Annotated in this window: 22 protein-coding genes; 12 read left to right on the top strand and 10 right to left on the bottom strand. The window is 70.8% G+C overall.

Features of this window, described 5'->3' with window-relative positions; all coding sequences use genetic code 11:
- The first annotated feature begins 113 nt into the window (after positions 1-113).
- Positions 114-668: an FKBP-type peptidyl-prolyl cis-trans isomerase gene (locus DK368_RS02570; RefSeq protein ID WP_114391966.1), complete on the top strand. Its 555-nt coding sequence runs from the start codon at positions 114-116 to the stop codon at positions 666-668.
- 68 nt (positions 669-736) lie between these two features.
- Here the strand turns inward: DK368_RS02570 and DK368_RS02565 are convergent, their stop codons facing one another.
- The gene (locus DK368_RS02565; protein ID WP_114391965.1) at positions 737-1,876 is read right to left on the bottom strand and encodes a beta/alpha barrel domain-containing protein; all 1,140 of its coding nucleotides are present in this window, start codon (positions 1,874-1,876) and stop codon (positions 737-739) included.
- A 224-nt stretch (positions 1,877-2,100) separates the two neighbouring features.
- Here DK368_RS02565 and DK368_RS02560 point away from each other — a divergent pair, with 224 nt between their 5' ends.
- Complete coding sequence (locus tag DK368_RS02560; RefSeq protein ID WP_114391964.1) at positions 2,101-2,601, top strand: YciE/YciF ferroxidase family protein; 501 nt, start codon at positions 2,101-2,103, stop codon at positions 2,599-2,601.
- Positions 2,602-2,783: 182 nt separating this feature from the next.
- Here DK368_RS02560 and DK368_RS02555 read toward each other — a convergent pair whose 3' ends face one another.
- From DK368_RS02555 to DK368_RS02540, 4 genes are all read right to left on the bottom strand, one after another.
- The gene (locus tag DK368_RS02555) at positions 2,784-3,281 is read right to left on the bottom strand and encodes a periplasmic heavy metal sensor (protein WP_114391963.1); all 498 of its coding nucleotides are present in this window, start codon (positions 3,279-3,281) and stop codon (positions 2,784-2,786) included.
- Positions 3,278-3,751, bottom strand: coding sequence for a hypothetical protein (locus DK368_RS02550; RefSeq protein WP_155524443.1), 474 nt, complete (start codon positions 3,749-3,751; stop codon positions 3,278-3,280). The genes DK368_RS02555 and DK368_RS02550 overlap by 4 nt, the downstream gene beginning before the upstream one ends.
- Positions 3,748-4,371, bottom strand: a complete 624-nt coding sequence (locus tag DK368_RS02545; RefSeq protein WP_240002297.1) for an RNA polymerase sigma factor — start codon at positions 4,369-4,371, stop codon at positions 3,748-3,750. Before DK368_RS02545 ends, DK368_RS02550 begins: the two co-directional genes overlap by 4 nt.
- A 92-nt stretch (positions 4,372-4,463) precedes the next feature.
- Positions 4,464-4,898 (bottom strand): EF-hand domain-containing protein, encoded by a 435-nt coding sequence (locus DK368_RS02540; protein ID WP_162305829.1) that lies wholly within the window; start codon positions 4,896-4,898, stop codon positions 4,464-4,466.
- A gap of 281 nt (positions 4,899-5,179) precedes the next feature.
- Here DK368_RS02540 and DK368_RS02535 point away from each other — a divergent pair, with 281 nt between their 5' ends.
- The 5 genes from DK368_RS02535 (at position 5,180) to cysS (ending at position 10,722) form a co-directional block, all read left to right on the top strand.
- The gene (locus DK368_RS02535) at positions 5,180-6,040 is read left to right on the top strand and encodes a hypothetical protein (RefSeq protein ID WP_155524442.1); all 861 of its coding nucleotides are present in this window, start codon (positions 5,180-5,182) and stop codon (positions 6,038-6,040) included.
- 122 nt (positions 6,041-6,162) lie between these two features.
- Entirely contained in the window at positions 6,163-6,378 is a 216-nt protein-coding gene (locus DK368_RS02530) for a hypothetical protein (protein WP_114391958.1), read from the top strand.
- A 126-nt stretch (positions 6,379-6,504) separates the two neighbouring features.
- Positions 6,505-7,677, top strand: a complete 1,173-nt coding sequence (locus DK368_RS02525; protein WP_114391957.1) for an adenylate/guanylate cyclase domain-containing protein — start codon at positions 6,505-6,507, stop codon at positions 7,675-7,677.
- A 68-nt stretch (positions 7,678-7,745) separates the two neighbouring features.
- On the top strand, positions 7,746-9,101 hold the full coding sequence (gene gltX / locus DK368_RS02520) for a glutamate--tRNA ligase (protein ID WP_114391956.1): 1,356 nt from the start codon (positions 7,746-7,748) through the stop codon (positions 9,099-9,101).
- A gap of 232 nt (positions 9,102-9,333) precedes the next feature.
- On the top strand, positions 9,334-10,722 hold the full coding sequence (gene cysS / locus DK368_RS02515) for a cysteine--tRNA ligase (protein WP_114391955.1): 1,389 nt from the start codon (positions 9,334-9,336) through the stop codon (positions 10,720-10,722).
- Positions 10,723-10,785: 63 nt separating this feature from the next.
- Here cysS and DK368_RS02510 read toward each other — a convergent pair whose 3' ends face one another.
- Entirely contained in the window at positions 10,786-13,182 is a 2,397-nt protein-coding gene (locus DK368_RS02510; protein WP_155524441.1) for a heavy metal translocating P-type ATPase, read from the bottom strand.
- Between the two features lie 371 nt (positions 13,183-13,553).
- Between DK368_RS02510 and DK368_RS02505 the strand changes: the two genes are divergently transcribed.
- Together DK368_RS02505 and DK368_RS02500 are read left to right on the top strand one after the other, a co-directional pair.
- The gene (locus DK368_RS02505; protein ID WP_114391953.1) at positions 13,554-14,132 is read left to right on the top strand and encodes a LysE family translocator; all 579 of its coding nucleotides are present in this window, start codon (positions 13,554-13,556) and stop codon (positions 14,130-14,132) included.
- Positions 14,133-14,184: 52 nt separating this feature from the next.
- On the top strand, positions 14,185-14,898 hold the full coding sequence (locus DK368_RS02500) for an RluA family pseudouridine synthase (RefSeq protein WP_114391952.1): 714 nt from the start codon (positions 14,185-14,187) through the stop codon (positions 14,896-14,898).
- A 15-nt stretch (positions 14,899-14,913) separates the two neighbouring features.
- Here DK368_RS02500 and DK368_RS02495 read toward each other — a convergent pair whose 3' ends face one another.
- Positions 14,914-15,114, bottom strand: a complete 201-nt coding sequence (locus DK368_RS02495) for a hypothetical protein (protein WP_114391951.1) — start codon at positions 15,112-15,114, stop codon at positions 14,914-14,916.
- A gap of 530 nt (positions 15,115-15,644) precedes the next feature.
- Here DK368_RS02495 and DK368_RS02490 point away from each other — a divergent pair.
- A complete protein-coding gene (locus DK368_RS02490) occupies positions 15,645-16,634 on the top strand; it encodes a sensor histidine kinase (protein ID WP_162305828.1) in 990 nt (329 codons plus the stop codon).
- Positions 16,635-16,681: 47 nt separating this feature from the next.
- Here the strand turns inward: DK368_RS02490 and DK368_RS02485 are convergent, their stop codons facing one another.
- The 3 genes from DK368_RS02485 to DK368_RS02475 form a co-directional block, all read right to left on the bottom strand.
- The gene (locus DK368_RS02485; RefSeq protein WP_162305827.1) at positions 16,682-17,275 is read right to left on the bottom strand and encodes a PRC-barrel domain-containing protein; all 594 of its coding nucleotides are present in this window, start codon (positions 17,273-17,275) and stop codon (positions 16,682-16,684) included.
- 92 nt (positions 17,276-17,367) lie between these two features.
- The gene (locus DK368_RS02480) at positions 17,368-19,167 is read right to left on the bottom strand and encodes a hypothetical protein (protein WP_114391948.1); all 1,800 of its coding nucleotides are present in this window, start codon (positions 19,165-19,167) and stop codon (positions 17,368-17,370) included.
- Positions 19,168-19,272: 105 nt separating this feature from the next.
- Entirely contained in the window at positions 19,273-19,533 is a 261-nt protein-coding gene (locus DK368_RS02475; protein ID WP_240002296.1) for a hypothetical protein, read from the bottom strand.
- Positions 19,534-19,702: 169 nt separating this feature from the next.
- Between DK368_RS02475 and DK368_RS02470 the strand changes: the two genes are divergently transcribed.
- On the top strand, positions 19,703-20,461 hold the full coding sequence (locus DK368_RS02470) for a sulfite exporter TauE/SafE family protein (RefSeq protein ID WP_114391947.1): 759 nt from the start codon (positions 19,703-19,705) through the stop codon (positions 20,459-20,461).
- Between the two features lie 89 nt (positions 20,462-20,550).
- Positions 20,551-22,146 carry an alpha-amylase family glycosyl hydrolase gene (locus DK368_RS02465; RefSeq protein WP_114391946.1) on the top strand — a complete coding sequence of 532 codons (1,596 nt, stop codon included), beginning with the start codon at positions 20,551-20,553 and terminating at the stop codon, positions 22,144-22,146.
- Positions 22,147-22,149: the final 3 nt, after the last annotated feature.

Raw genomic sequence — 22,149 nt, 5'->3', positions numbered from 1 at the left:
TTCCCGCTGACCGGCGGGCCGATCCCTCTCGACCCCGGCGCGCGGCAATGCTACGCGAAAGGGGCGGGCGGCCCGGCGATGCCGCCCGATGTCCTTACCTCGCGGAGATCTTCATGCCCCTGCGCCCCGCCTTCCTGCACAAGTCCCTGGTCACGGGCCTGGTGGCCGGTCTGGCCGTTCTCGCCGCCGGCAGCGCCACGGCGCAGCAGCCGCCCGCCGCCACCACGCTGCCGCCGCCCAGCCCGCAGAAGCAGTATCTGGTGGAGAACGCCAAGAAGCCGGGCTGGATGGTGACGGCGAGCGGGCTGCAATACCATGTGGTCAAGCGGGTGACGGGCAATGCGCCGCGTCCCCTGCCCACCGACACCGTGGTGGCCCATTACCGCGGCACCCTGATCGATGGCCGCGAGTTCGACAGCAGCTACAGCCACGGACAGCCGGCGACCTTCGCCATCAACAAGCTGATCCCCGGCTGGCGCGAAGGCATTCCGATGATGCGGGTGGGCGAGGTCTGGGAATTCGCCGTCCCGTCGGAACTGGGCTATGGCAACAAGGGCGCCGGCGATGAGATCGCTCCCGGCGCCACCCTGCTGTTCACGGTGGAGCTGCTGCAGATCAAGAAGCCGCAGGAAGAGAACCTGCTGGACAAGCCCGCCGGAATCCGCTGAGGACTCCGTTCGGCGGACCGGCCGGCCAGCCGGCGCGGGGGCAGCTGGCCGGCCGGGTCCTGTGGACGTCAGCGCCGCAGCAGGAACTCACGCCCGACCTTGACCCGCGGGACGCCGTCATACTCCACGATGTCGGCGGTGGCATAGGTCTCCGACCAGCGGTCCGGCAGGTAGCTGCCGGTCCCGACCACGTCGATGGGGGCCAGGGCGTCGGCCATGACCCGGCACTTCTCCGGATTGAACCCGCTGCTGGCCACGATCCTGACCCTGGGGAAGCCGGCCTCGTCCAGCTTCTCCCGCAGCCAGTGGATGGCGGCGGCGGAGACGCCGGCCCCGATGAGATGGCGCAGCTCCGATTCGTCGCGGTAGCCGCGGATGGAGGCCGGCGCCCGCCGGTCCAGGACGGCATAGCTCTGCGGCGGGTCCAGCCCCTCGACGAAGCGGCCGCCCGGCGTGTCCAGGCGCAATGACAGGGTGCCGGCCGCCGCCATGTCGGGGAAGCGCCGGCAGACCGCCAGGCTGTCGCTGACCTCGCGGCCGAAATAATCCACCAGCACCGTCATCGGCTCGTCCGGGAAGGTTTCCCGGTACAGCTCCGCCGCCCGCACGGTGGAGCCGGCATAGCCGATCAGGGCATGCGGCATGGTGCCCAGCCCCTGGTCCTTCCCGAAATAATGGGCCGTGGCGTCGGTGGCATTGCCGACGAAGCCCATGGCCCCGTCCTTGCGCTGAGCCCGGGCCGAGCCGACCGACGCGGCATAGGCCATGATCTCCGCCATCTCGGTCCCGGCGCAGTGCCGGGCATCCATGGCCAGGAAGGCGGTGCGGGGCAGGCCGGCGCACATCATGTAGGCGTTGTAGGCGGCGACGCAGGCCGGACCCAGCTTCATCAGGAACAGGGTTTCCAGTTCCACCAGCCGGGTGAAGGGACCGGTGATCCACAGCATGGGCTCGCCGGCGCCGACCCATTTGCCCTCCTCGTAATTCTGCTGGATCTCCGGGGTGAAACCACGCTCGGCGGCCACGGCGCGCAGCCAGTCCAGGGCCAGTTTCGGGGCGAAGATCACCGGGCGGCGCATGAACACGGCATAGGTGACCCGGGCATCACCGAAGCGCTCGACGATGGCGCGGGTGCGCTGGAAATAGGCGTCCGTCCAGCGGGAAACCTCGGCGGCGGCAGGCGGCGTGACGACAGGGGGGTGGCTCATGGTCTGGACCTGGATGCTTTTCCGGCATTGCGGGCAGGGCGGGGGCGGCGACACCGCCAGGATGAGGACAGCCGCGCCGGCCCACTGTAACCGTCCGCACAGCGAAAAAGGTAGGGGGTGCAACACCGGCCCGTCCCGCCCTGTTGTCAGGGCGCGGAACCGCCGGGGCCGCCATAGAGCCAGACCAACTCCCCCGGTCCCTACCGAAGACAGAGGAATTGCCGATGGCTGCGAAGTCCATGAAGGACCTGCTGGTCGAAGAACTGCGCGACATCTACGACGCGGAGAAGCAGGCGCTGAAGGTCTATCCCAAGCTGCAGAAGGCGGTGCAGAACGACCAGCTGAAGCAGGCGTTCCAGAAGCACCGCGAGGAGACCGAAGGCCAGATCGAACGCCTCAAGCAGTGCTTCGAGCATCTGGAGCAGCGCCCCCGGGCCAAGCACTGCGACGCCATGGAAGGGCTGATCGAGGAGGTGACCAGCCTGATGGATGAAGGGCTGCCGGCCGAGCTGCAGGATGCCGCCATCCTGGCCCATGCCCAGAAGATGGAGCATTACGAGATCGCCGCCTATGGCACCGTCCACGCCTATGCCGAGGCCTGCGGCCTGACCGACGTGGCCAAGCTGCTGGATGAGACGCTGGCGGAGGAGAAGCGGACGGACGAGCTGCTGAACAAGATCGCCACCGGCGACGTCAACCGGAAGGCCATGCAGGCCGCGGCCTGAGCCGGTCCGGCCGGCCTTCCGGCACGCAATGCCCCAGGCCGCAAGGGCCGCCCGACCGGGCGGCCCTTTTCACAGGCACCTTGTCACGAGCACCGTGACAATGGGCGCCGACGGGGGGGCACCAACGGGGGCGCCAACGGGGGCGCCGACGGGGGCGCCGACGGCAGCCGGTGCTTTCCCCGTCAGCGCTCGCCGCGGCCGGGCGCTTCAGGACCGCCGTCGCGCCGGCCCGGCGGTTCGTCACCAGGATCGGGCGGCGGCGGCAGCGTCCCCTTGCTCTGGGCCTCGTCCAGGGTCTGCACGATGGCGCCATGTACCCGCTCCTGGGCGTACTGGGTGGTCTGACGCAGCCGGGCCAGCGCCGCGGTGGCGGCGTCGGCGTCGAAGGGGCGGGCCCGCAGGGTGCGGGCGGCCTCGGCCATGGCCTGGCGCACGGTGTCGCGCAATGCCTCCCCTCGTGCCACCGCCGGATCCTCGGGATTGCGGATATGGCTCCACAGGGCCTTGCGCAGCTCGGACGGCACATGGCCCATGGCCAGTTCCGGATAGGGCGGCCGGTGGCCTTCCTTGCCGAACGGTCCGCCATGCAGACGATGGCCCAGCACGATGCCGGCCACGGCCAGATTGGCCGAAACGGACAGCACCAGCAGGATGGTCAGGATCAGGGTCTGCCGCCTCATGGCAGGGTCTCCAACGGGGAATAGAAGGCCAGGCTGGCGACCAGCTCGCCATCGCTGGCGCTGGCTTCGCTGCTGGCGGTGTCGGTTCCGGTCAGGCCGGGCAGGGTGATGAGCTGGCCATAGCCCAGGACGAAGCCCAGGGCGCCGGCGGCACAGGCGGTGGCCATGCCGGCGGACAGCGGCCGCAGCAACCCGGCCAGCCAGGCCCGCAGTCCGAAGCGCCGGGGCAGGGTCCGCGGATGGGCCAGGGGGATGGACAGGATGGCGGCGCGCAGGCCGCTGCCGGCTGTTGCACCGGGCAGCCCGTCGGCCAGGACCGTCCGCAGCTGCCGATCCGCCTCCAGCAGGGCGGCCATCTCCGGGGCGCGGCGCAACAGGGCGTCCGCGGCGGCGCGTTCACCGGCCGGCCACTGCGCCAGGTCCGGTCCGTGCCGGTCCAGCAGGTCTTCGAAGCGCGACGGTGTCATCATGCCCCTTCCTTCCTTTTGCTCTCTTCGTCGGTCCCGCCGGCGGCGCCCCAACCGGCCAGACGGGTCCGCAACGCGCGCCGGGCGCGCACCAGAACCGTTTCGAATGCCTTGACGCTGACATCCAGCGTCCGTGCCGCCTCGGCATTGCTGAGGCCGGCGTCATAGGTCAGCGTGATCGCCGCCCGCTGCCGCTCCGGCAGTTCCTGGATCGCGGCCGCCACGGCCGCCGCCGTCCGGTTCCGCACCAGATTGGTTTCGGCGTCCGGGGCCGGGTCCTGCGGGTCTCCGGCATCGTCCAGCGCCCTGCCCTTGGGCCGGCGCTGATGATCGAGGCAGAGATTCATGGTGACCCGGTAGAACCAGGTGGTGAAGCGGGCGCCGCTGTCCGGCCGGAAGCGGCCGGCATTCTGCCACAGGCGCAGGAACGCCTCCTGTGCCACATCCTCCGCTTCGGCCTGGCTGCCCAGAACCCGCCGGGCGATGGTGACGGTGCGGTCGAGATGGCGGTCGACCAGCAGCGCATAGGCGCGGCGGTCGCCGGCCGCCACGCGGACGACCAGCGCCTCGTCACCGGGTTCGCTCCGGCTGGCGTCCGATCCTGTATCCGCGGACCCGGTCAACCGCACTCCTCCAGAGGTGGGGGACCCGGCAGGCCGGGTCCCCTCCATCCTAGTGGCCAGTGCCTGCGCCGTCATCGCCGTTCACCCGCGGATCAGTTGCGTTTGCCCTGGGGCCGGTCTTCCGGCGTCAGCTTGCCGTCGTCGTTGCGGTCAAACCGCTCGAAACCCTTGCCGGCGCCAGCGGCGAACTCGTCGGCGGTCACGAATCCGTCCTTGTTGGTATCCAGCTGGTCGAACATGCGGTTCTGCATTTCCGCGTGGCGTTGGGTCCGGGCCTGGTCCATGGCGGCGGGGAAGTCGGCCTTGGAGATCTTGCCGTCGCCATCCTTGTCCATGCGCTTGAACATCTCGGCGCGGGCCGCCTTGAACTCGGCCTCGTCGACGACACCGTCCTTGTTGGTGTCCATCTTTTCCCACATGGCCTGGGCACCGGGGCCTTGCCGGCGAGGGCCTTCGGCCTGGGCATGCGCTGCCGAGGCCAGGACAAGGGTGGAGAGGGCGGCCAGGATCAGGGGGCGGACCATCATCGAAGGACTCCTTCGTTTCATCGTGGGGGCGTCATGCGGGCCATGTGCCCGTCGTCTCTGGTACGCCGGTCGCGGGAAAACCCTGCGCCGTCGCCCGGCGGTCCCGGCGGTCCCGGCGGTCGGCTCGCGGCGATTGCATGGAAAAAAGATGTACTTTCAAAAATTGCACCCCTGCCCCTATCGTCCTGATAGCGGCAAAATGATGCAGCGGCACCGGCCCCGGCGGGCCGGGGTCAACGTGGCCGGATTGGATGGGGATGGCGGAACCGGCAGAGGACAGGATGCGCGGTGTGGTGTACGGGCGGAGCCTGCTGCTGCGCCCGGCGCCGCCGTCTGCCGACAGGCTGCTGCGACCGCTGCGGCTGACCGATGTGGCCCCGGTGCCGGTGCCGCCGCCGGGCTGGCGCGACCGGCTGCGTCTGGCCCTGCATGCCGGGGGGCTGATCACCCTGTCGCCCACGGTCCGGCTGCGCTGGCGCTGGCAGGAGGTGCTGGACGGGCTGCAATCCTCGCTGCTGGGCCAGGGGGGACAGGGGCGGGGCCGGCCGATGAGCGTGACCCACCCGCTGCAGCTGCTGCCGGCCGTCGAGTTCATGATGGGCCTGCCGCCTGCCCTGGAGAAGGAGCGGCGCGCGTTGCACGGGGTGCTGGGGCGGGCCTTGGTCGAGTACCGCCGGCAGGCCACGCGCATGCGAGAACGGCCGCTGCTGTTCGCGCGGGAGGCCGCCAGTTACTTCGCCCTGGGCTACAAGGATCAGCAGATCGTCAGCCGCATCGGCAGTGCCAGCGAGCTGTTCCACACGCTCCAGCGCATCTACGACAATTATTATCTCTTCCGCGCCAACTACATCTTCAGCATCGTGACGCGGGAGCCGCCGGAGTCCGGCTATCGGCTGTTTTCCAAATATATGCGGGCCTCGTTCTTCCTTTCCACCATCCAGGAAGACGGCACCCTGTCGCCGAAACCGTCCTACCGCCAATTGCCGCCCAAGGAGCATGTGCTGTATCTGGTGCGGCGGGATCAGGCGCTGCAGGCCCGGCTGCGCGAGGATGAGGCGCTGCTGCGCGAGTTGCAGCAGCTGCTGCGCTATTTCCGCTCCCTGCGCCCGGCGGGGGAACAGGGGACCACCCGGCCGGGTTGAGGCAGGGGCGTCCGCTGCCGCCTCTGCCGCAAGAGCGCCCAGATCATGCCCCGCTTCCGCCCACGCGCCGTGCTCGGATCGCACCCTTCCGATCGCATCGACCGTGACCAAAGGCCCGTTCCATGTTCCTGCGTGCCGCCTTCGCCCTGCTCGGCCTCGTCGGTCTGGCCGCCTGTGCCGGCCCCTGCGACCGTATCCGCGACGACATGCGGACTCTCAATGCCGATACCATCCGCGATCCCGCCATGGTGAATGACGGGCGCTACCTCGCCCGCTTCCAGGACCTGGCCGCCCGCTCGGTGGAGCACAGCTGCCTGGGGCGGGACGGCTTTCCGTGATCCGGGCATCTCCGCCCGATATACCGCTTTCGGGGGAATTGCCGGCAGTCGGGTACCGCCGCCCTTGCCCTGGGCGGCCCGGGTCCCCATCCTGACGCCGAAACCGCCGCCCGGGACGTCCGCACCGTGACCACACCGCCTTTCCTGTCCGACCGCCTCCTCCCGTTGGCCGATTGGCTGTTCCGGGACGGGCCGCGCGATCTCGACCTCCTGTTCGCCGGGGCGCTGGAGCGGCTGGAGACGGCGGGGCTGCCGCTGGACCGGGTGCTGCTGGCCCTGGAATTCCTGCATCCCGAGGTCTCGGCGGAAGGGCGGCTCTGGGTCCGGGGTGAGGGCCTGAGCCGCCGCCTGCTGGAGCGCAGCGAGGAACGTCTGGAGGATTACGTCAACAGCCCCATGCACCGGGTGGACACCACGGGCCAGGCCTTCCGCGTCCGGTTGGACCAGCCGTTGCCGCCGATGCAGCTGCTGCCGCGGCTGCGCGACGAGGGCTTCACCGACTATGCCATCTATCCGCTGGGCTTCCAGGATTCCGGCCGCTCCGCCGCCATCTCCTTCGCCACGCGCCGGCCCGGCGGCTTCTGCACCCTGGATATCCAGGATCTCGACCGCACGGTGTCGCTGCTGTCGCCCCTGCTGGAGGCGCGAGTCATCCGCACCATCGCCACCGATCTGCTGACGACATATCTGGGCAGCGGTGCCGGCCGCCGCGTCTATGACGGCCAGATCGCCCGCGGCGACTGCGAGAGCATCTTCGCCGCCATCTGGTTCTGCGACCTGCGCCACTTCACCGGCTTCGCCCAGGACAGCCTGTCCGAGGCGGTGATCCAGCGGCTGAACTGCTGGTTCGATCTGGCCGTGGACGCGGTGGAGGCCCATGGCGGCGAGGTGCTGAAATTCATGGGGGACGGGCTGCTGGCCATCTTCCCCGCCGACATGCTGGACCCGCGGGTGGCCTGCGGCCATGCCCTGGCCGCCTGTGCCGACCTGTCCCATGCCGTGGACGCCTTCAACCGCACCCCGCCGGCGGGGCAGCCACCGATCGAATACGGGCTGTCGCTGCATCTGGGCCATGTGGCCTTCGGCAATATCGGCGGGGCGCGCCGGCTGGACTTCACCGTGGTCGGCCCGGCGGTCAATATCGCCAGCCGCCTGCTGGACGTGGCCAAGGCGCAGGAATGCCGGGTGGTGGTGAGCGAGGCCTTCGCCGGCTGCTCCGGCCGCGCCATGCAGCCGTTGGGCACATATCCCCTGCGCGGGCTGGACCAGCCCCATGCGGTGTTTACACCCCAGGGCTGATGCCGCTTTGCAGCGGCGGAGCCTGCGTGCTATCGCAGGCACCCCGCCGTTCTGACCGACCGAGCACCATGACCGTCGCCGTCCGCTTCGCGCCCAGCCCCACCGGGCTGCTGCATATCGGCAATCTCCGCGCCGCCCTGACCAACTGGCTGTTCGCGCGCAAGGCCGGCGGCAGTTTCCTCTACCGGCTGGACGATACGGACGAGGAGCGGTCGCGCCCCGAATTCGCCGCCGCCATCGAGTCCGATCTGCGCTGGCTGGGGCTGGACTGGGACCGCTTCGCCCGCGAGAGCGACCGCTACGACCGGTATGCCGTGGCGGTGGAGCGGCTGAAGGCGGCGGGCCGGCTCTATCCCTGCTACGAGACGGCCGAGGAGCTGGGGCTGAAGCGCAAGGCGCTGCTGGCCCAGCACCGCCCGCCGCTCTATGACCGCGCCGCGCTGAAGCTGAGCGGCGGCGACCGCGCCCGGCTGGAGGCTGAGGGACGCCGGCCCCATTGGCGCTTCAAGCTGGAGCATGCCCCCATCGTCTGGACCGACCTGATCCAGGGCGACAAGCAGTTCCATGGCCGCGACCTGTCGGACCCCGTGCTGATCCGTGAGGATGGCCGGCCGCTCTATACCCTGACCAGCGTCGTCGATGATCTGGATTTCGACATCACCCACATCATCCGCGGCGAGGACCATGTCACCAACACGGCGGTGCAGATCCAGCTGTTCCAGGCCCTGATGGCGGCCGAGGGACGGGGTGCCGTGCCGGCCTTCGCCCATTTCCCCCTGATCGCCGGGGCCGAGGGGGAGGGGCTGTCGAAGCGGCTGGGCTCCCTCAGCCTGACCGCGATGCGCGAGGAGGAGGGGATCGAGCCGCTGGCGCTGTTGAGCTACATGGCCAAGCTCGGCACCTCCGACGCCATCGTCGCCCGCACCAGCCATGCGGCACTGGTAGCCGATTTCGACCTGTCCCATCTGGGCCGCGGCACGCCGAAATTCGATCCGGCCGAGCTGCTGCGCCTCAACGCTCAGGTGCTGCACGCGCTGCCCTTCGCGGCCGTGGCCGACCGGCTGGCGGCGTTGGGCCTGACGGCCGATACCGCCTTCTGGGAGGCGGTGCGCCCCAACCTGACCAGGCTGGCCGATGCCCGCGACTGGTGGGAGGTGACCCATGCGCCGGTGACGCCGCTGGTGGAGGATGCCGGGTTCCTGGAACGGGCGGCGGCGCTGCTGCCGCCGGAGCCCTGGACGGCGGAGACCTGGGGCCAGTGGACCGAGGCGGTGAAGCAGGCCACCGGCGCCAAGGGCAAGGCCCTGTTCCTGCCGCTGCGCCGGGCGCTGACGGCGCGCGATCATGGACCGGAGCTGAAAACCCTGCTACCCCTGATCGGACGGACGCGGGCGCTGGCCCGCCTGTCCGGCCAGACCGCCTGACCTTCTGGCCACCCGACCACCAGACCGCCCGCCGCGACCCTGGTCGGCGTGCCGCTGGCGGGCCTTTTCCGGGGACGAGCTGCCCATGGTGCGACCGCTTCCGCGTTGCTGTTGCCGCTGACGGCCTTCCCGCCCGGTCCGGAGGGGCCGCGCCCCCAAAGACTGTGCCCCCGAAGACTGTGTCACAAGATCACGCCCCTCAAGACCACCGCCCAAAGACGAGTGCGTTTCCATGGCCCTGACGCTCTACAACACGCTGACCCGCAGCAAGGAAGCCTTCACCCCCATCGATCCCGGCCATGTGAAGCTCTATGTCTGCGGCCCCACGGTCTATGACTATGCCCATGTGGGCAACGCCCGCACCTTCAGCGCCTTCGATCTGCTGGCCCGGCTGCTGAAGCATCTCTATCCGCGCGTCACCTACGCCCGCAACATCACGGACGTGGACGACAAGATCATCGAGCGGTCCCACAAGTCCGGCGAGCCCATCGACAGCGTCACGGCCCGGACCACGGCCCAGTTCCATGCCGACATGGACGGGCTGGGCCTGCTGCGCCCCGATGTGGAGCCGCGGGCCACCACCCATATCGGGCAGATGCGGGCCATGATCGACACGCTGGTGGAGAAGGGCTTCGCCTATGCGGCCGAGGGGCATGTGCTGTTCCATGTGCCGGCCATGCCGGACTATGGCCGCCTGTCCCGGCGCAGCCAGGACGAGCTGATCGCCGGCGCCCGCGTCGAGGTGGCGCCCTACAAGCGCAGCCCGGCCGATTTCGTGCTGTGGAAGCCGGCCAAGGCCGGCGAACCCGGCTGGGACAACCCGGCCAGCGCCGGCCCCGGCCAGGGCCGGCCCGGCTGGCATATCGAATGCTCGGCCATGTCGGCCATGCATCTGGGGGCCATGTTCGACATCCATGGCGGCGGGCTGGACCTGATCTTCCCCCACCATGAGAACGAGATCGCCCAGAGCCGCTGCGCCCATGGCACCCCGGTCATGGCCAATGTCTGGATGCACAGCGGCTTCCTGACCATCGCCGGCGACAAGATGTCGAAGTCCCTGGGCAACTTCTACACCGCCCGCGAACTTCTGGACGAGTTCCCCGGCGAGGCCATCCGTCTGGCCCTGCTGTCGGCCCATTACCGCCAGCCGCTGGACTTCACCAAGGACAAGATCGCCCAGGCCAAGCAGACGCTGGACCGCTGGTACGGCGTGCTGCGCGCGGCCGGGACCGCCCCCGTTGATACCGCGCCGGTGCCGGCGGAGGTGCTGCAGGCGCTGTGCGACGACCTCAACACGCCGCTGGCCATCAGCGCCCTGCATGAGCTGGCCAACAGCTTCCACAAGGCGGGGACGGAGGCGGAAAAGCGTGCGGCCGCGGCGGCGCTGAAGGCCGGGGCCGGCCTTCTGGGCTTCCTGGGGCAGGAGGCGGAGTCCTGGTTCCGCTGGGCGCCGAAGGGCGCCGATCTGGACGCGACCGCCATCGAAGCGGCCATCCAGGCCCGCAAGGATGCGCGCAAGGCCAAGAACTTCGCCGAGGCCGACCGCATCCGTGCCGACCTGCTGGCCCAGGGCATCGTGCTGGAGGACGGGCCGCAGGGCACCAGCTGGAAGCGGGCCTGACGCGGCGGGGGAACGCGGGGGACCCACGGCGGGCGCCGGTTTCCGGCTGGCGCCCGCCCGTGCCTAGGACCGGGACGCCGGCCGCCAGCGCCGCAGCAGCAGGGCGTTGGCGACGACGCTGACCGAGGAGAAGGCCATGGCCGCCCCGGCCAGCACCGGATTCAGCAGTCCCAGCGCCGCCAGCGGAATGCCCAGCGCATTATAGACGAAGGCCCAGAACAGGTTCTGCCGGATCTTGGCCCAGGTCCGCCGCGACACGTCCAGCGCATCGGCCACCAGGGCCGGATCGCCGCGCATCAGGGTGATGCCGGCCGCCTGCATGGCCACGTCGGTGCCGTTGCCCATGGCCATGCCCACATCGGCGGCGGCCAGGGCCGGGGCGTCGTTGATGCCGTCGCCGACCATGGCGACCCGGTGTCCGCCGGCCCGCAGGGTCGCCACCGCCGCCGCCTTGTCGGCGGGCAGAACCTCGGCCAGCACCGTGTCCAGGGCCAGGGCGCCGGCCGCGGCCCGTGCGCTGCCGGCGCTGTCGCCGGTCAGCAGCACGGTGCGCACGCCGGCCCGCTTCAGCCGGGCCACGGCGGCGGCGGCGCCGGGCTTCAGCGCATCGCCGAAGGCCAGCAGACCCAGCAGCGCGCCCGTGCCGGTGTCGGCCAGATAGGACAGGGTGCGGCCGTCGGCGCCATACCGCGCCGCCGGGTCGGCCACGGGGGCCAGCGACAGGCCCAGCTCCTGCATCAGCCGGGCGCTGCCCAGCTGCAGCCGGCGCCCGTCAGCCTGTCCGGCGATGCCGCGGCCGGGCAGGGCCCGCACATCCGTCGCCGCCGGCACGGCCATGCCTTCGGTCGCCGCCGCCGCGGCCAGCACCGCCCGGGCCAGCGGATGCTCGCTGCCGCGCTGCAGGGCGGCCGCCAGCCGCAGCAGATCGGCCTGCGCCAGCCCCGCCACCGGCTCGGCCGCCAGCAGGGTCGGCGCCCCTTCGGTCAGGGTTCCGGTCTTGTCGAAGACCACCGTGTCCACGGATTGCGCCCGTTCCAGCGCCTCGGCGTCCTTGATCAGGATGCCGGCGCGGGCGGCGACACCGGTGCCGGCCATGATGGCCGTGGGGGTGGCCAGCCCCAGGGCGCAGGGACAGGCGATGACCAGCACGGAGACGGCATTGACCACGGCCCGCTCCAGCCCGGCCCCGGCCAGCAGCCAGCCGGCCAGCGTCAGCAGGGCGATGCCCAGGACGACGGGCACGAACACGGCGCTGACCCGGTCCACCAGCTTCTGGATCGGGGCCTTGGCGGCCTGCGCGTCCTCCACCAGCCGGATGATGCGGGCCAGCACCGTTTCGGCGCCCACGGCCGTGGTCTCCAGCAGCAGCCGCCCCTCGCCGTTGACGGCGCCGCCGGGCACGCTGCCGCCGGCCTCGCGCGCCACCGGCAGGCTCTCCCCCGTCAGCATGGACAGGTCCACATGGCTCTGCCCCTCGCGCACGGTCCCGTCCACGGGGATGCGCTCGCCGGGCCGGACGATGACCAGATCGCCGACGCGCACGGCGGCCACCGGCACCTCCTGCTCCACCCCGTCGCGCAGCAGCCGCGCCCGCTCGGGCCGCAGCGCCGACAGGGCGCGGATGGCGGCGGCCGTCTGGCGCTTGGCCCGTCCCTCCAGCTCCTTGCCCAGCAGCACCAGGGTGATGACCGTGCTGGACGCCTCGAAATAGAGGTGGGGCGGATGGCCGGCATCAGCCGTCAGCAGCATCCAGACCGACAGGCAGAAGGCGGCGCTGGTGCCCAGTGCCACCAGCAGATCCATGGTGCCGCTGCCGGCGCGCAGGGCTTTCCAGCCGGCCCGGTAGAAGCGTGCGCCCAGGCCCACCTGCACCGGCAGCGCCAGCGCCAGTTGCAGCCAGCCCGGCAGGTGCAGGGGCACGCCCAGCGGCTGCAGCAGCATGGGCAGCACCAGCGGCAGCGTCAGCAGCGCCGCCAGCGCCACGCTGGCCCAGCCGCGATCAGGGGGACCGGCGGGGGCGGGGCCGTCCATCACCGGGGCGGCACCATAGCCGGCGCGGGCCACGGCTTGGATCAGCCTGTCCGCATCGCCGCCCAGCTGCCGCACGCGGGCGCGCTCCGTGGCCAGATTGACCTGGGCCTCCAGCACGCCGGGCACGCGCCGCAGCGCCTTCTCCACCCGGCCGGCGCAGCTGGCGCAGGTCATGCCGGTGATGGCGAGATCAAGGGTGGCGACACCCGGCGTGAAGCCGGCCTTCTCCACGGCCGCCGCCGCCGCGGCCCCCACCTCGGCCAGACCCGCGGGGCCGGCCTCGGCCAGGGTGACGCTGGCCCGGTTGCTGGCGAGATTGACCGAGGCCGCGGCGATACCCGGCACCCGGCCCAGCACCTTTTCCAGGCGCGCGGCACAGCTGGCGCAGGTCATGCCCTGGACGGGAAAGGAGAGCGACGGGGAGGACATGGGCGGCATCCACGATCTGATCGGACAGTGTCCCCGGAGAGATGGACCTTCCAGTGACGGGAAGGTCAAGGGCCAAGGTCGGGATCGGGAGGGGCCGTGTGCCGCTGTGTGCCGCCGCTGCAGCCCGCCGCTGTGGGCCGCCGAAAAAGAAACCCCCACTGCCGGAGGGGCGGTGGGGGCTGCCAAGTGAAACCGAGCAATCACCAACCACTATACAGCAGTCGAGCGACAGCTCCAGATAACCCTCCGTATAGTGGTTCGATAGGCGGGATGGTGCCGGCAGCGGAACCGGCGCGGGCGGGAAACAGTTTTTTTAGGGAAATGAGCAGGATCAAGGCCCGGTTGCGGGCCGATCATGCTAGAACGCCGGCATGACCGAGCCGACCGTGTTTCTTGCCGCCATCGCCCTGATCCTGCTGACACCGGGGCCGACCAACACGCTGCTGGCGCTGGCCGGCGCGGATAGGGGGCTGCGTCGGGCCTTGCCGCTGATTCCGGCGGAACTGGGGGGCTATCTGCTGGCCATTTCCGCCTGGGGGCTGCTGCTGGCCGCGGTGTCCGCTGCGGCGCCCTGGCTGCCTTCGGCCCTGCGGCTGCTCTGCGCTGCCTATCTGGTGGTGCTGGCGCTGCGGCTGTGGCAGGCCGGCTCCGGCCTGTCACAGAACGGTCCCGGCATCACGCCGCAGCGCCTGTTCGTCGCCACCCTGCTCAATCCCAAGGGGCTGCTGTTCGCCAGCGGGCTGTTCCCGGCCGAGGCCTTCGTCCATATCCAGGGATTCCTGATGGCCGCTCTGCTGTTTGCCAGCGTTCTGGTGCCGGTGGCGCTGCTGTGGATCGGCTTCGGCGCGCATCTGCTGTCCAGGGCGGGCAGCGGGCCGCTGCTGCACCGGGCGGCTGCGGCCCTGCTGGCCGGGTTCGCCCTGTTTCTCGGCGGCAGCACGCTGGCCTGACCTGCTGTTCGCCGCCCACAGCGCCCCGTTCCCGCCACCCGCCGGACCCGCCATGCCCTACAGCCCCGAGGAAATCCGCGCCCGCGTGCTCCATCGGGACGCAGAGGTGCTGGTGTTCGACAAGCCGCCCGGCCTGCCCGTGCATTTCGGCACGCGCACGCCCGAGCATCTCGACCAGTATCTGCCGCTGCTGGCCGACGGGCCGGATCAGATCCCGCGGCTGGCCCACCGTCTGGACAAGGATACGGCGGGGTGTCTGGTGCTGGCCCTGACCGCAGAGGCGGCGGCGCGGCTGGGCCGTCTGTTCGTGTCCGGCCGTGTGGACAAGACCTACTGGGCCGTGGTCAAGGGCCGTCCCGTGGGGGCGGAGGGACGGATCGACCTGCCGCTGTGCAAGGTCCATATCCCCGGTTGCTCCAAAGTCGTCGTCGACCCCGCCGGCAAGCCGGCCCTGACCGACTGGCGCCTGCTGGGCAGCGATGGCGGCCTCAGCTGGCTGGAGCTGAAGCCGCGCACCGGTCGCATGCACCAGCTGCGGGCCCACCTGGCCTATACCGGCCTGCCCATGCTGGGCGATCCGATCTATGGCGACATCCTGCCGCCGGACCAGCCGCTGCATCTGCTGGCGCGGGGTGTGTCGTTCCCCTGGGACACCGGTCCCGTCACGGCGCAGGCCGAGCCGCCGCCGGCCATGGCCGCCACCCTGGCGCGGCTGGGGGCGCGACTGGGGGCGCAGCTGGGGGAGCGGCTGGCGCCGATGGGCTGACGGGCTGATCCCGTCTCAGCGCCGCCGGTCGGTCGGCGGCTGGGCGTGGCCGGCCTGGCCGCGGCAGCAGGCCTCCACCGTCTTGATTACGGCCTTCTCCGGTGTTGGTGGCGATGACTCGTCCGCGTGGCCGCGAGGGCGGAAGCGCGGCTGCTTGGCCTCATCGACGGGAACATTGCCCAGACCCCCGGGCCGGTCCTCATCCTGTCCGGACATGATTGCACCTTTTCCGTTGCGACGGACCTTTCCTGCCGTTGAGGCAACAGGGCGACGGCCGGGGCTGTTCCCCTGGCCGTGGACGCCCCAATGATCCCCGGGCGCGACCAAAGGGAGCGAAGAGTTCGTGCGGTGGCGCGATCTGGGCGGCAAAGGGCGGCGCCGTTTCTCTGCTTTCAACCTTAATTTTGCCGATTGTTGGAATTTTAAGTTGTCTACATCCCTGGGCTTCAAATCGTGAATTTTATCTCGCAAAGATGGCATGAAAACATTCTAATATTCTTTTCCGATTTGTGAGATTTTTCTAATGAATGGCTGGAATGTATTTGAGAAATGGCATCGGCTGATTTGCGTATTGCGCCGGTCATCTCGGATGCCGATAGTGCGGATAGCGGAACTATCCGCTTGGATGTCTTAATTTTTCGGTCTCGGATATGGCCGTTTCGGAACATCGTCCGCCCCTCGGACCGCAGCCATCGGCATCGCCCGTTCCTGCTGCCGCGGCCGACCTGCTGCGCCGGATTCCGGGCATGGCCTATCTGCGCGGGCCGGACCGTCCGGCCCTGCTCGACTGGACCGACGCCGTGACGCATTTTGTCGGTCTGGGTCCCGACGGCGCGGCCGAGTTGCCGCTGGACCAGCTCATCCATCCGGATGATGTCAACCTGCTCATGGCCGACGGACCGTCGGTGCGGCTGCGTTGGCGCCGATCCGGACCGGCGGCCTGGGGCTGGGTGCAGATCCAGGAACAGAAACTGCTGCCGGCGGCCTCCCCGGACGGGGGGGCGCTGCCGCTGGTACTCGGCGTCGTCACCGACATCGACGATCTGCTGCGCGGGCCTGCGGCCGGGGAAACCGTGCTGGCGCAAGCGCTGCATCAAGCGGCCGAGGTTCGCCGCCGGCTGCTGCGGGAGTTGAACCACCGTATCAAGAACAATCTGCAACTGGTGGCCAGCCTGCTGCGGTTGCAGGCGTTCAGCCTGACCGATCCCGCGGTGCAGGCCCTGTTCGACCAGACCTATCAGCGTGTGGCCTGTCTGGCCGACATCCATACCGGCCTGTACATGACAGAGACGGTGGCGGACCTGGATTTCGGCGCCTTCGTCCTGACTCTGGCCGAACGCCTGCCCCGGGGCCTCTCGGCTGTTCCGGCCGGCAGCCGGATCGCCATGCAGGCGCGGCCCGGCCTGATGCTGGATGTGGATCGTGCCGTTCCGCTGGGTTTGGTGCTCAACGAACTGCTCAGCAACGCCCTGTTGCATGGAACGGCGGCCGGCGGTGTCGTCCGGTCCGGGGTGGTCGTGACCGATGGTGTGCTGCGGCTCTGGGTCAGCGACGATGGTGTGGACACCCGGTCCCCGGCGGGCGGTTCCGGTGCGGACACGCGGGCGGCAAGCGGGCACCTGGGCCTGCGGCTGGTCCGCGCCCTGGTGGCCCAGGTGGCCGGACAATTGCTCGAACGGCAGGAGCAGGGCCGTACCATCGAGGTGACGCTGTCACTGACGCCGGTTCCCCCCTGACGCCACGTCCCTGATGGCCGGTGCCGGGCGGCCCGGCCGGCCGGCGGTCAGCGCTTTGCGCCATCGGGACCGACCAGGGCCTGCCGTGGCCCGGTCTGCTCATACTGGAATTCCGGCAGTTCCCGGATGGCATCATCGGTCAGGGGCAGGCGCAGGCGCTTGTCGTCGCCCTCCACCTGCACCTGCTGCCACGGCACGGCCACCAGGCGTTCGTTCATGCCGAGGAAGCCGGAAGAGGCCTCCACCACCACGCTGTCGATGCGCTCGCCAGTCAACAGCAGGTCGCGGACTTCCCCCACATCGTTGCCGTCCTGACCGACCACGGCCAGCCCCACCATCTGCTGGCGGTCGGCGACGCCGGCGTCGCGCAGGCTGGCCTCCTTGCGCGTCAGGCGTTCGATGCGGATCGACGGCTTGTCCTGGGACTGCTGGATCTGCACCTGGGGGTCGGCCGCCTGCACGTCGATCCGGGGTTCCGCGCGCCGGATGCTGATCTCGGCCTGTGTTGCCGGGTCCAGGCGTTGGGCCTGCCCCGGAGTCTGCTGCGATGCCGGGGGTTGGGGGTGATCCTGGGCCGACACAGGAAGCGAAACCAGGGGAGGCAGCACCAGGGCGGCCAGAAACGGGAGCGGCAGGCGCATGACGGTTCCTTCCATCGGAGAATCGGTCTTCCAGCCGGCTTGCCGCCGGGTTGCCGGCACCGGCACTGGCGCATGGGCGGTGCGGACGGGCGCTAGCGCGGGGCGCCATCCGTGGAGGCGGACGGGAACGGCTGCGGCACCGTCAGGGTCGTCCGGTCGATACGGACATCGCCATAGGCCACGCGCTGCAACCGGCCCGCCGCGTCCAGCCGCACCAGGAAGGCGGAAACCGTGCCTGGCCGCTCCGGCGCCATCAGCACATCCTCGACCCGCCCGACCGGGTCGCCCGTGCCGGACAGCACGATCCGGCCCACCAGCCCGCGCAGGGGCACACGGTAAGGCGCCGTATCGGGAGCGATGCCAGTCTGCTCCATCGCGTCCCGGTCGGGCGCGTCCTGGCCGGGGGACGGCGGAAGGGCCGCCACCTGCAGGCTGGGATCGACGGTGGGTTGCACCGCGCCCTGGACCTGGGGAGCCGGTGCCGCGGCATCGGCGCTCTGGTCGGGCGACCGGGCCGGCGGCACGGTCCGCGTCTCTCCCGGCGGCAGGCCCGGCTGATCGGCGGATGCGGGCGGGGGCTGCTCGTCCGGCGTTACGCCCAGATCCAGCGAGGGGGGATGGGCCGGAGCCGGTTCCGTCGCGTCCTGGTCGTCGGTGGCACTGGTCACCGGCGGTGGCTGCACGGCCGTGTCCGCGTCGGCCTGCGCGTCGGGACGGGTGGCCGCCCCTGTATCCGCCGGCGTGCCTGCCGGCTGGTCGGACATCGGTTCGCCCGCCGCCGGACCGGTCCCGGTCTGTGCCGGGTCAGGCGGCGCATTGGCCGTCTGGTCGATGGCGGCCTGTCCGGGGGATGTCCGATCCGCCGCCGCCGGGGGCGGGTCCGCCACGGGGGCCCCGGTGTCGGGGGTCCCGGTGTCGGGTGCCGCAGTGCCGGGTGTTGCAGGGCCGGGTATCGCGGTTTCCTCTGGCGTCGATCCGGTCTGCTCCCCCGTCTGTACCGCGGGCGGCGGGCTTTCGCTGCGCACCATGGGCGGTGCCTGGCTGATGCTGACCTCCGGGTCCTGCTGCTGCACGGCGACGGCGGGTGGCGGCACTACGGCCACGACCTGCGGCTCCGGCTGCTGTACCGCCACCTCCGGGTCGGCCTGTTCGATGATGATCTCCGGCTCGCGCTGGTGGACGATCACCTCCGGCTCGAACTGGCGGACGATGATTTCCGGCGGGAACTGCCGCACGGTGATGCGGGCCGGCTGCTGCCGCACCGTGATCTGGGGGGCCGGCTGGTCCAGCGTCAGCTGGGGTTTCTGCTGTTCGACCCGCACCTGGGGCGCATGGGGCTGCACGGTCACATGGGCCGGCTGCTGGGCCACGGCCACCCGAGCCGGCGGCTGCGCGACCGCAACGGCCGTTGGGTCCGGGGCTGTCCCGGCCGCGTCGACGCTGTCCTCACCGGGGTCCTCACCGGGGTCCTCACCGGGACCAGCCAGCAGGGCGACCTGTCGCGTCACATCGGCATTGTTGTCCCGGACCGCGGTCAAGGCGGTTCTGACCTGCTCCTGCGCCAGGGTCAGGGCGGCGCCCATGCGGGTCAGGGCGTCCTGCATGGCGGCCCGGGCACTGGCCTCCCGGTCGCGGTCGCCGGCGGCACGGGCCTGCTGCAGCGCTGACTGCGCCGCACCCAGGGCGGCCTGTGCCTGGTCCAGGGACGGGCCGGCGGCGGGCTGACCCGGCTGTGGCGTGGCTGCGGGCTGGGGGGCTTGAGCCGGTGTGCTCTCAGCCGGCGGGGCCTCCGATGAGGTGGCCTCGGACGGCGTGGACTGGGCCTGGGCCGGCCCTGCCAGGGCCAGGATGGCCAGGACCGGCAGGGTGGCCGTCAGCAGGGAGGTGCGCATCGACGGATCTCCGCAGGACTGTCGCCGGCGCCGGGAGCGGCGGCCGCCCTGCTCCAACCGGCGGCGCCGGGCGGCGTTCCCGCCTGGAGGTCGATCCCGACCGGGCTAACCAGGCCGGATCTGTCCCGGCACGGCCATCCCGTAAGCGGGTCCCCGGCGGGCCAGCCGTTCCGGCAGCGGCGGCGGCTCCAGCGGCGGCAGGGGAATCGGGGACGGCGGTTCCTCCACCGGCGGCGGTCTGTCGGGATCGTGCAGCGGCGGACCGCCCGGTTCGGGCAGGGGGGGCGTGGGATAGGGGCCGGCCAGGGGGTGGGCCAGTGGGCGGGGCAGCGGGCGGGGCAGCGAGCGGGGCGGGGCATCGTCCATGCTCCTGCAACCGCGGAAAAATCCCCTGGTTCCAACCCGGCGTCCGGGCCGCAGCCATGGCGCCCCCGTGCCCGCGGGGCGCCCGCGGGGCGGATGCTGGAGCGAAAGGGGAGACGGGCCAATGCTGCGTCCTGTAAAGTGGAGACCTCCCCAACCACGACCGGTTCGTATGCTCGATCAGATCCTTCTGTTTGCCGCCGTCGGATTCGCCGCCCAGATGGTCGACGGTGCCATCGGCATGGCCTATGGCGTCACCGCCTCCAGCGTGATGATGAGCCTGGGCATCCCCCCGGCCACGGCCAGCGCCAGCGTGCATGCGGCGGAGATGTTCACCACCGGCGCTTCGGGTCTGGCCCATTGGCGCATGGGCAATGTGCGGATGAAGCTGGTGTTGCGGCTGGCGGTGCCGGGCATGGTCGGCGGCGCCCTGGGCGCCTATGTGCTGGCCGATCTGGTGGGCGAGGCCATCCGGCCCTTCGCCTCGCTCTATCTCATGGGCATGGGCGCCCTGATCCTGTGGAAGGCCCTGCACCCGCCGCCGCCGCGGGAGGAACCGCCCCGCCATGTCGGTCTGCTGGGTCTGGGCGGCGGCTTCCTGGATGCGGTCGGCGGCGGCGGCTGGGGGCCGCTGGTGGCCTCCACCCTGATCGGCGGCGGCACGGTGCCGCGCTATGCCATCGGCTCCACCAACATGGCCGAGTTCTTCGTCACCACCACCGTGTCGGCCACCTTCCTGGCCACCATCGGGCTGGAGCTGTGGCCGGTCATCACCGGGCTGATCCTGGGCGGCGTGCTGGCGGCGCCCTTCGCCGCCTATGTGACGCAGCGACTGCCGGACCGTCCGCTGATGATCCTGGTCGCCATCGTCATCGTCCTGCTGAGCCTGCGCAATCTGCTACAGTCGCTGGGGCCGCTGCTGGGGGGCTGAGCCGTCGGCATCGGGCGGGCCGGCAGGGTGGAACCGCGGCGGCGGCGTGCGGTTGCCGCCGGGGATGCTCACACCGATGGAGGGATCGCATGGCCGAGGCCGAATGGTGGCAGCGCGGACTGGTGTACCAGGTCTATCCCCGCAGCTTCCAGGACAGCGACGGGGATGGTATCGGCGATCTCGACGGCATCCGCCGCCGCCTGGACCATCTGGTCTGGATGGGGGTGGACGCGCTGTGGATCAGCCCAGTCTTTCCCTCGCCGATGAAGGATTTCGGCTACGACATCGCCGATTATTGCGGCATCGATCCGATTTTCGGCGACATGGACGCCTTCGACCGGCTGCTGCGGGAGGTCCATGCGCGCGGACTGAAGCTGATCCTGGATCTGGTGCCCAACCACAGCAGCGACCAGCACCCCTGGTTCCGCGAAAGCCGCGCCTCCCGCCACAGCCCCAGGCGCGACTGGTACATCTGGCGCGATCCGGCCCCCGAGGGCGGGCCGCCCAACAACTGGCTGTCGGAATTCGGCGGCAGCGCCTGGCAGTTCGATGAGGCCAGCGGTCAGTATTATTACCACGCCTTCCTGCCGGAACAGCCGGACCTGAACTGGCGCAATCCGGCGGTCCGCGCCGCCATGCACGACGCCATGCGCTTCTGGCTGGACAAGGGGGTGGACGGCTTCCGCGTCGATGTCATGTGGCATCTGATCAAGGACGACCAGTTCCGCGACAACCCGGAGAACCCCGGTGCCGGGCCGGGCGGGGCGCCGGCCGGCCGGCTGATCCCGGAATTCTCCGCCGACCGGCCGGAGGTGCATGAGGTCGTGGCCGGCCTGCGGGCGGTGATGGACGCCTATCCCGCCCGCGTGCTGATCGGTGAGATCTGGCTGCCGCCCGAGCGGCTGGTGCGTTATTACGGCGCCAACCTGCAGGGGGCGCATCTGCCCTTCAATTTCCAGCTGATCGACGCCCCCTGGGACGCCCGCCTGATCGCCGGGCTGATCGACCGCTACGAGGCGGCGCTGCCGCCCGGCGGCTGGCCCAACTGGGTGCTGGGCAACCATGACCGCAGCCGCATCGCCAGCCGGGTCGGGCCGCGGCAGGCGCGGGTTGCAGCCCTGCTGCTGCTGACCCTGCGGGGCACGCCCACGCTCTATTACGGGGATGAGATCGGCATGACCGACGTGCCGATCCCGCCGGAGCGGGTGCGGGACCCTTACGAAAAGAATGTGCCGGGCCTGGGACTGGGCCGCGATCCGGTGCGCACGCCCATGCCCTGGGACGGCAGTGCCAATGCCGGATTCTGCCCGCCCGGCGCCACACCCTGGCTGCCGCTGGGCGCCGACGGGGCCGGACCCACCGTGGCCCGCCAGCGCGAGGAGCCGGACTCCCTGCTGCAGCTCTATCGCCGCCTCATCGCCCTGCGGCGGATGGAGCCGGCGTTGAGCCTGGGCAGCTATGTGGCGGTGCCGGCCGGGGGGCAGGTGCTGGCCTATGAGCGCCATCATGGTGACCGGCGGCTGCTGGTGGTGCTCAATCTCGGCGGCGATGCCGGCGTGCTGCCCCTGGCGGTACCGGGGCGGGTGCTGCTTTCCAGCGGCGGCCATGCCGTCGGCGCTGCCCTGTCCGGCCGGCTGGACCTGGAGCCGGGCGAAGGGGTGATCCTGGCGCTACAGCCAGGCTGAACC

The sequence above is a fragment of the Oleisolibacter albus genome (assembly GCF_003336875.1).
Classification (GTDB): domain Bacteria; phylum Pseudomonadota; class Alphaproteobacteria; order Azospirillales; family Azospirillaceae; genus Niveispirillum; species Niveispirillum album.
The sequence above is the reverse complement of the archived record's forward strand: the minus strand, read 5'-3'. Positions and strand labels throughout refer to the sequence as shown.

Excerpts from the sequence above, each read along its gene's own strand:
- DK368_RS02540 (WP_162305829.1), bottom strand. The coding sequence starts at position 4,898 with ATGATGGTCCGCCCCCTGATCCTGGCCGCCCTCTCCACCCTTGTCCTG.
- DK368_RS02535 (WP_155524442.1), top strand. The coding sequence starts at position 5,180 with ATGCGCGGTGTGGTGTACGGGCGGAGCCTGCTGCTGCGCCCGGCGCCG.
- DK368_RS02475 (WP_240002296.1), bottom strand. The coding sequence starts at position 19,533 with ATGGACGATGCCCCGCCCCGCTCGCTGCCCCGCCCGCTGCCCCGCCCA.
- DK368_RS02565 (WP_114391965.1), bottom strand. The coding sequence starts at position 1,876 with ATGAGCCACCCCCCTGTCGTCACGCCGCCTGCCGCCGCCGAGGTTTCC.
- gltX (WP_114391956.1), top strand. The coding sequence starts at position 7,746 with ATGACCGTCGCCGTCCGCTTCGCGCCCAGCCCCACCGGGCTGCTGCAT.
- DK368_RS02500 (WP_114391952.1), top strand. The coding sequence starts at position 14,185 with ATGCCCTACAGCCCCGAGGAAATCCGCGCCCGCGTGCTCCATCGGGAC.
- DK368_RS02550 (WP_155524443.1), bottom strand. The coding sequence starts at position 3,751 with ATGATGACACCGTCGCGCTTCGAAGACCTGCTGGACCGGCACGGACCG.
- DK368_RS02555 (WP_114391963.1), bottom strand. The coding sequence starts at position 3,281 with ATGAGGCGGCAGACCCTGATCCTGACCATCCTGCTGGTGCTGTCCGTT.
- DK368_RS02485 (WP_162305827.1), bottom strand. The coding sequence starts at position 17,275 with ATGCGCCTGCCGCTCCCGTTTCTGGCCGCCCTGGTGCTGCCTCCCCTG.
- DK368_RS02495 (WP_114391951.1), bottom strand. The coding sequence starts at position 15,114 with ATGTCCGGACAGGATGAGGACCGGCCCGGGGGTCTGGGCAATGTTCCC.
- DK368_RS02560 (WP_114391964.1), top strand. The coding sequence starts at position 2,101 with ATGGCTGCGAAGTCCATGAAGGACCTGCTGGTCGAAGAACTGCGCGAC.
- DK368_RS02470 (WP_114391947.1), top strand. The coding sequence starts at position 19,703 with ATGCTCGATCAGATCCTTCTGTTTGCCGCCGTCGGATTCGCCGCCCAG.
- DK368_RS02480 (WP_114391948.1), bottom strand. The coding sequence starts at position 19,167 with ATGCGCACCTCCCTGCTGACGGCCACCCTGCCGGTCCTGGCCATCCTG.
- DK368_RS02570 (WP_114391966.1), top strand. The coding sequence starts at position 114 with ATGCCCCTGCGCCCCGCCTTCCTGCACAAGTCCCTGGTCACGGGCCTG.
- cysS (WP_114391955.1), top strand. The coding sequence starts at position 9,334 with ATGGCCCTGACGCTCTACAACACGCTGACCCGCAGCAAGGAAGCCTTC.
- DK368_RS02510 (WP_155524441.1), bottom strand. The coding sequence starts at position 13,182 with ATGTCCTCCCCGTCGCTCTCCTTTCCCGTCCAGGGCATGACCTGCGCC.
- DK368_RS02505 (WP_114391953.1), top strand. The coding sequence starts at position 13,554 with ATGACCGAGCCGACCGTGTTTCTTGCCGCCATCGCCCTGATCCTGCTG.
- DK368_RS02530 (WP_114391958.1), top strand. The coding sequence starts at position 6,163 with ATGTTCCTGCGTGCCGCCTTCGCCCTGCTCGGCCTCGTCGGTCTGGCC.
- DK368_RS02465 (WP_114391946.1), top strand. The coding sequence starts at position 20,551 with ATGGCCGAGGCCGAATGGTGGCAGCGCGGACTGGTGTACCAGGTCTAT.
- DK368_RS02490 (WP_162305828.1), top strand. The coding sequence starts at position 15,645 with ATGGCCTATCTGCGCGGGCCGGACCGTCCGGCCCTGCTCGACTGGACC.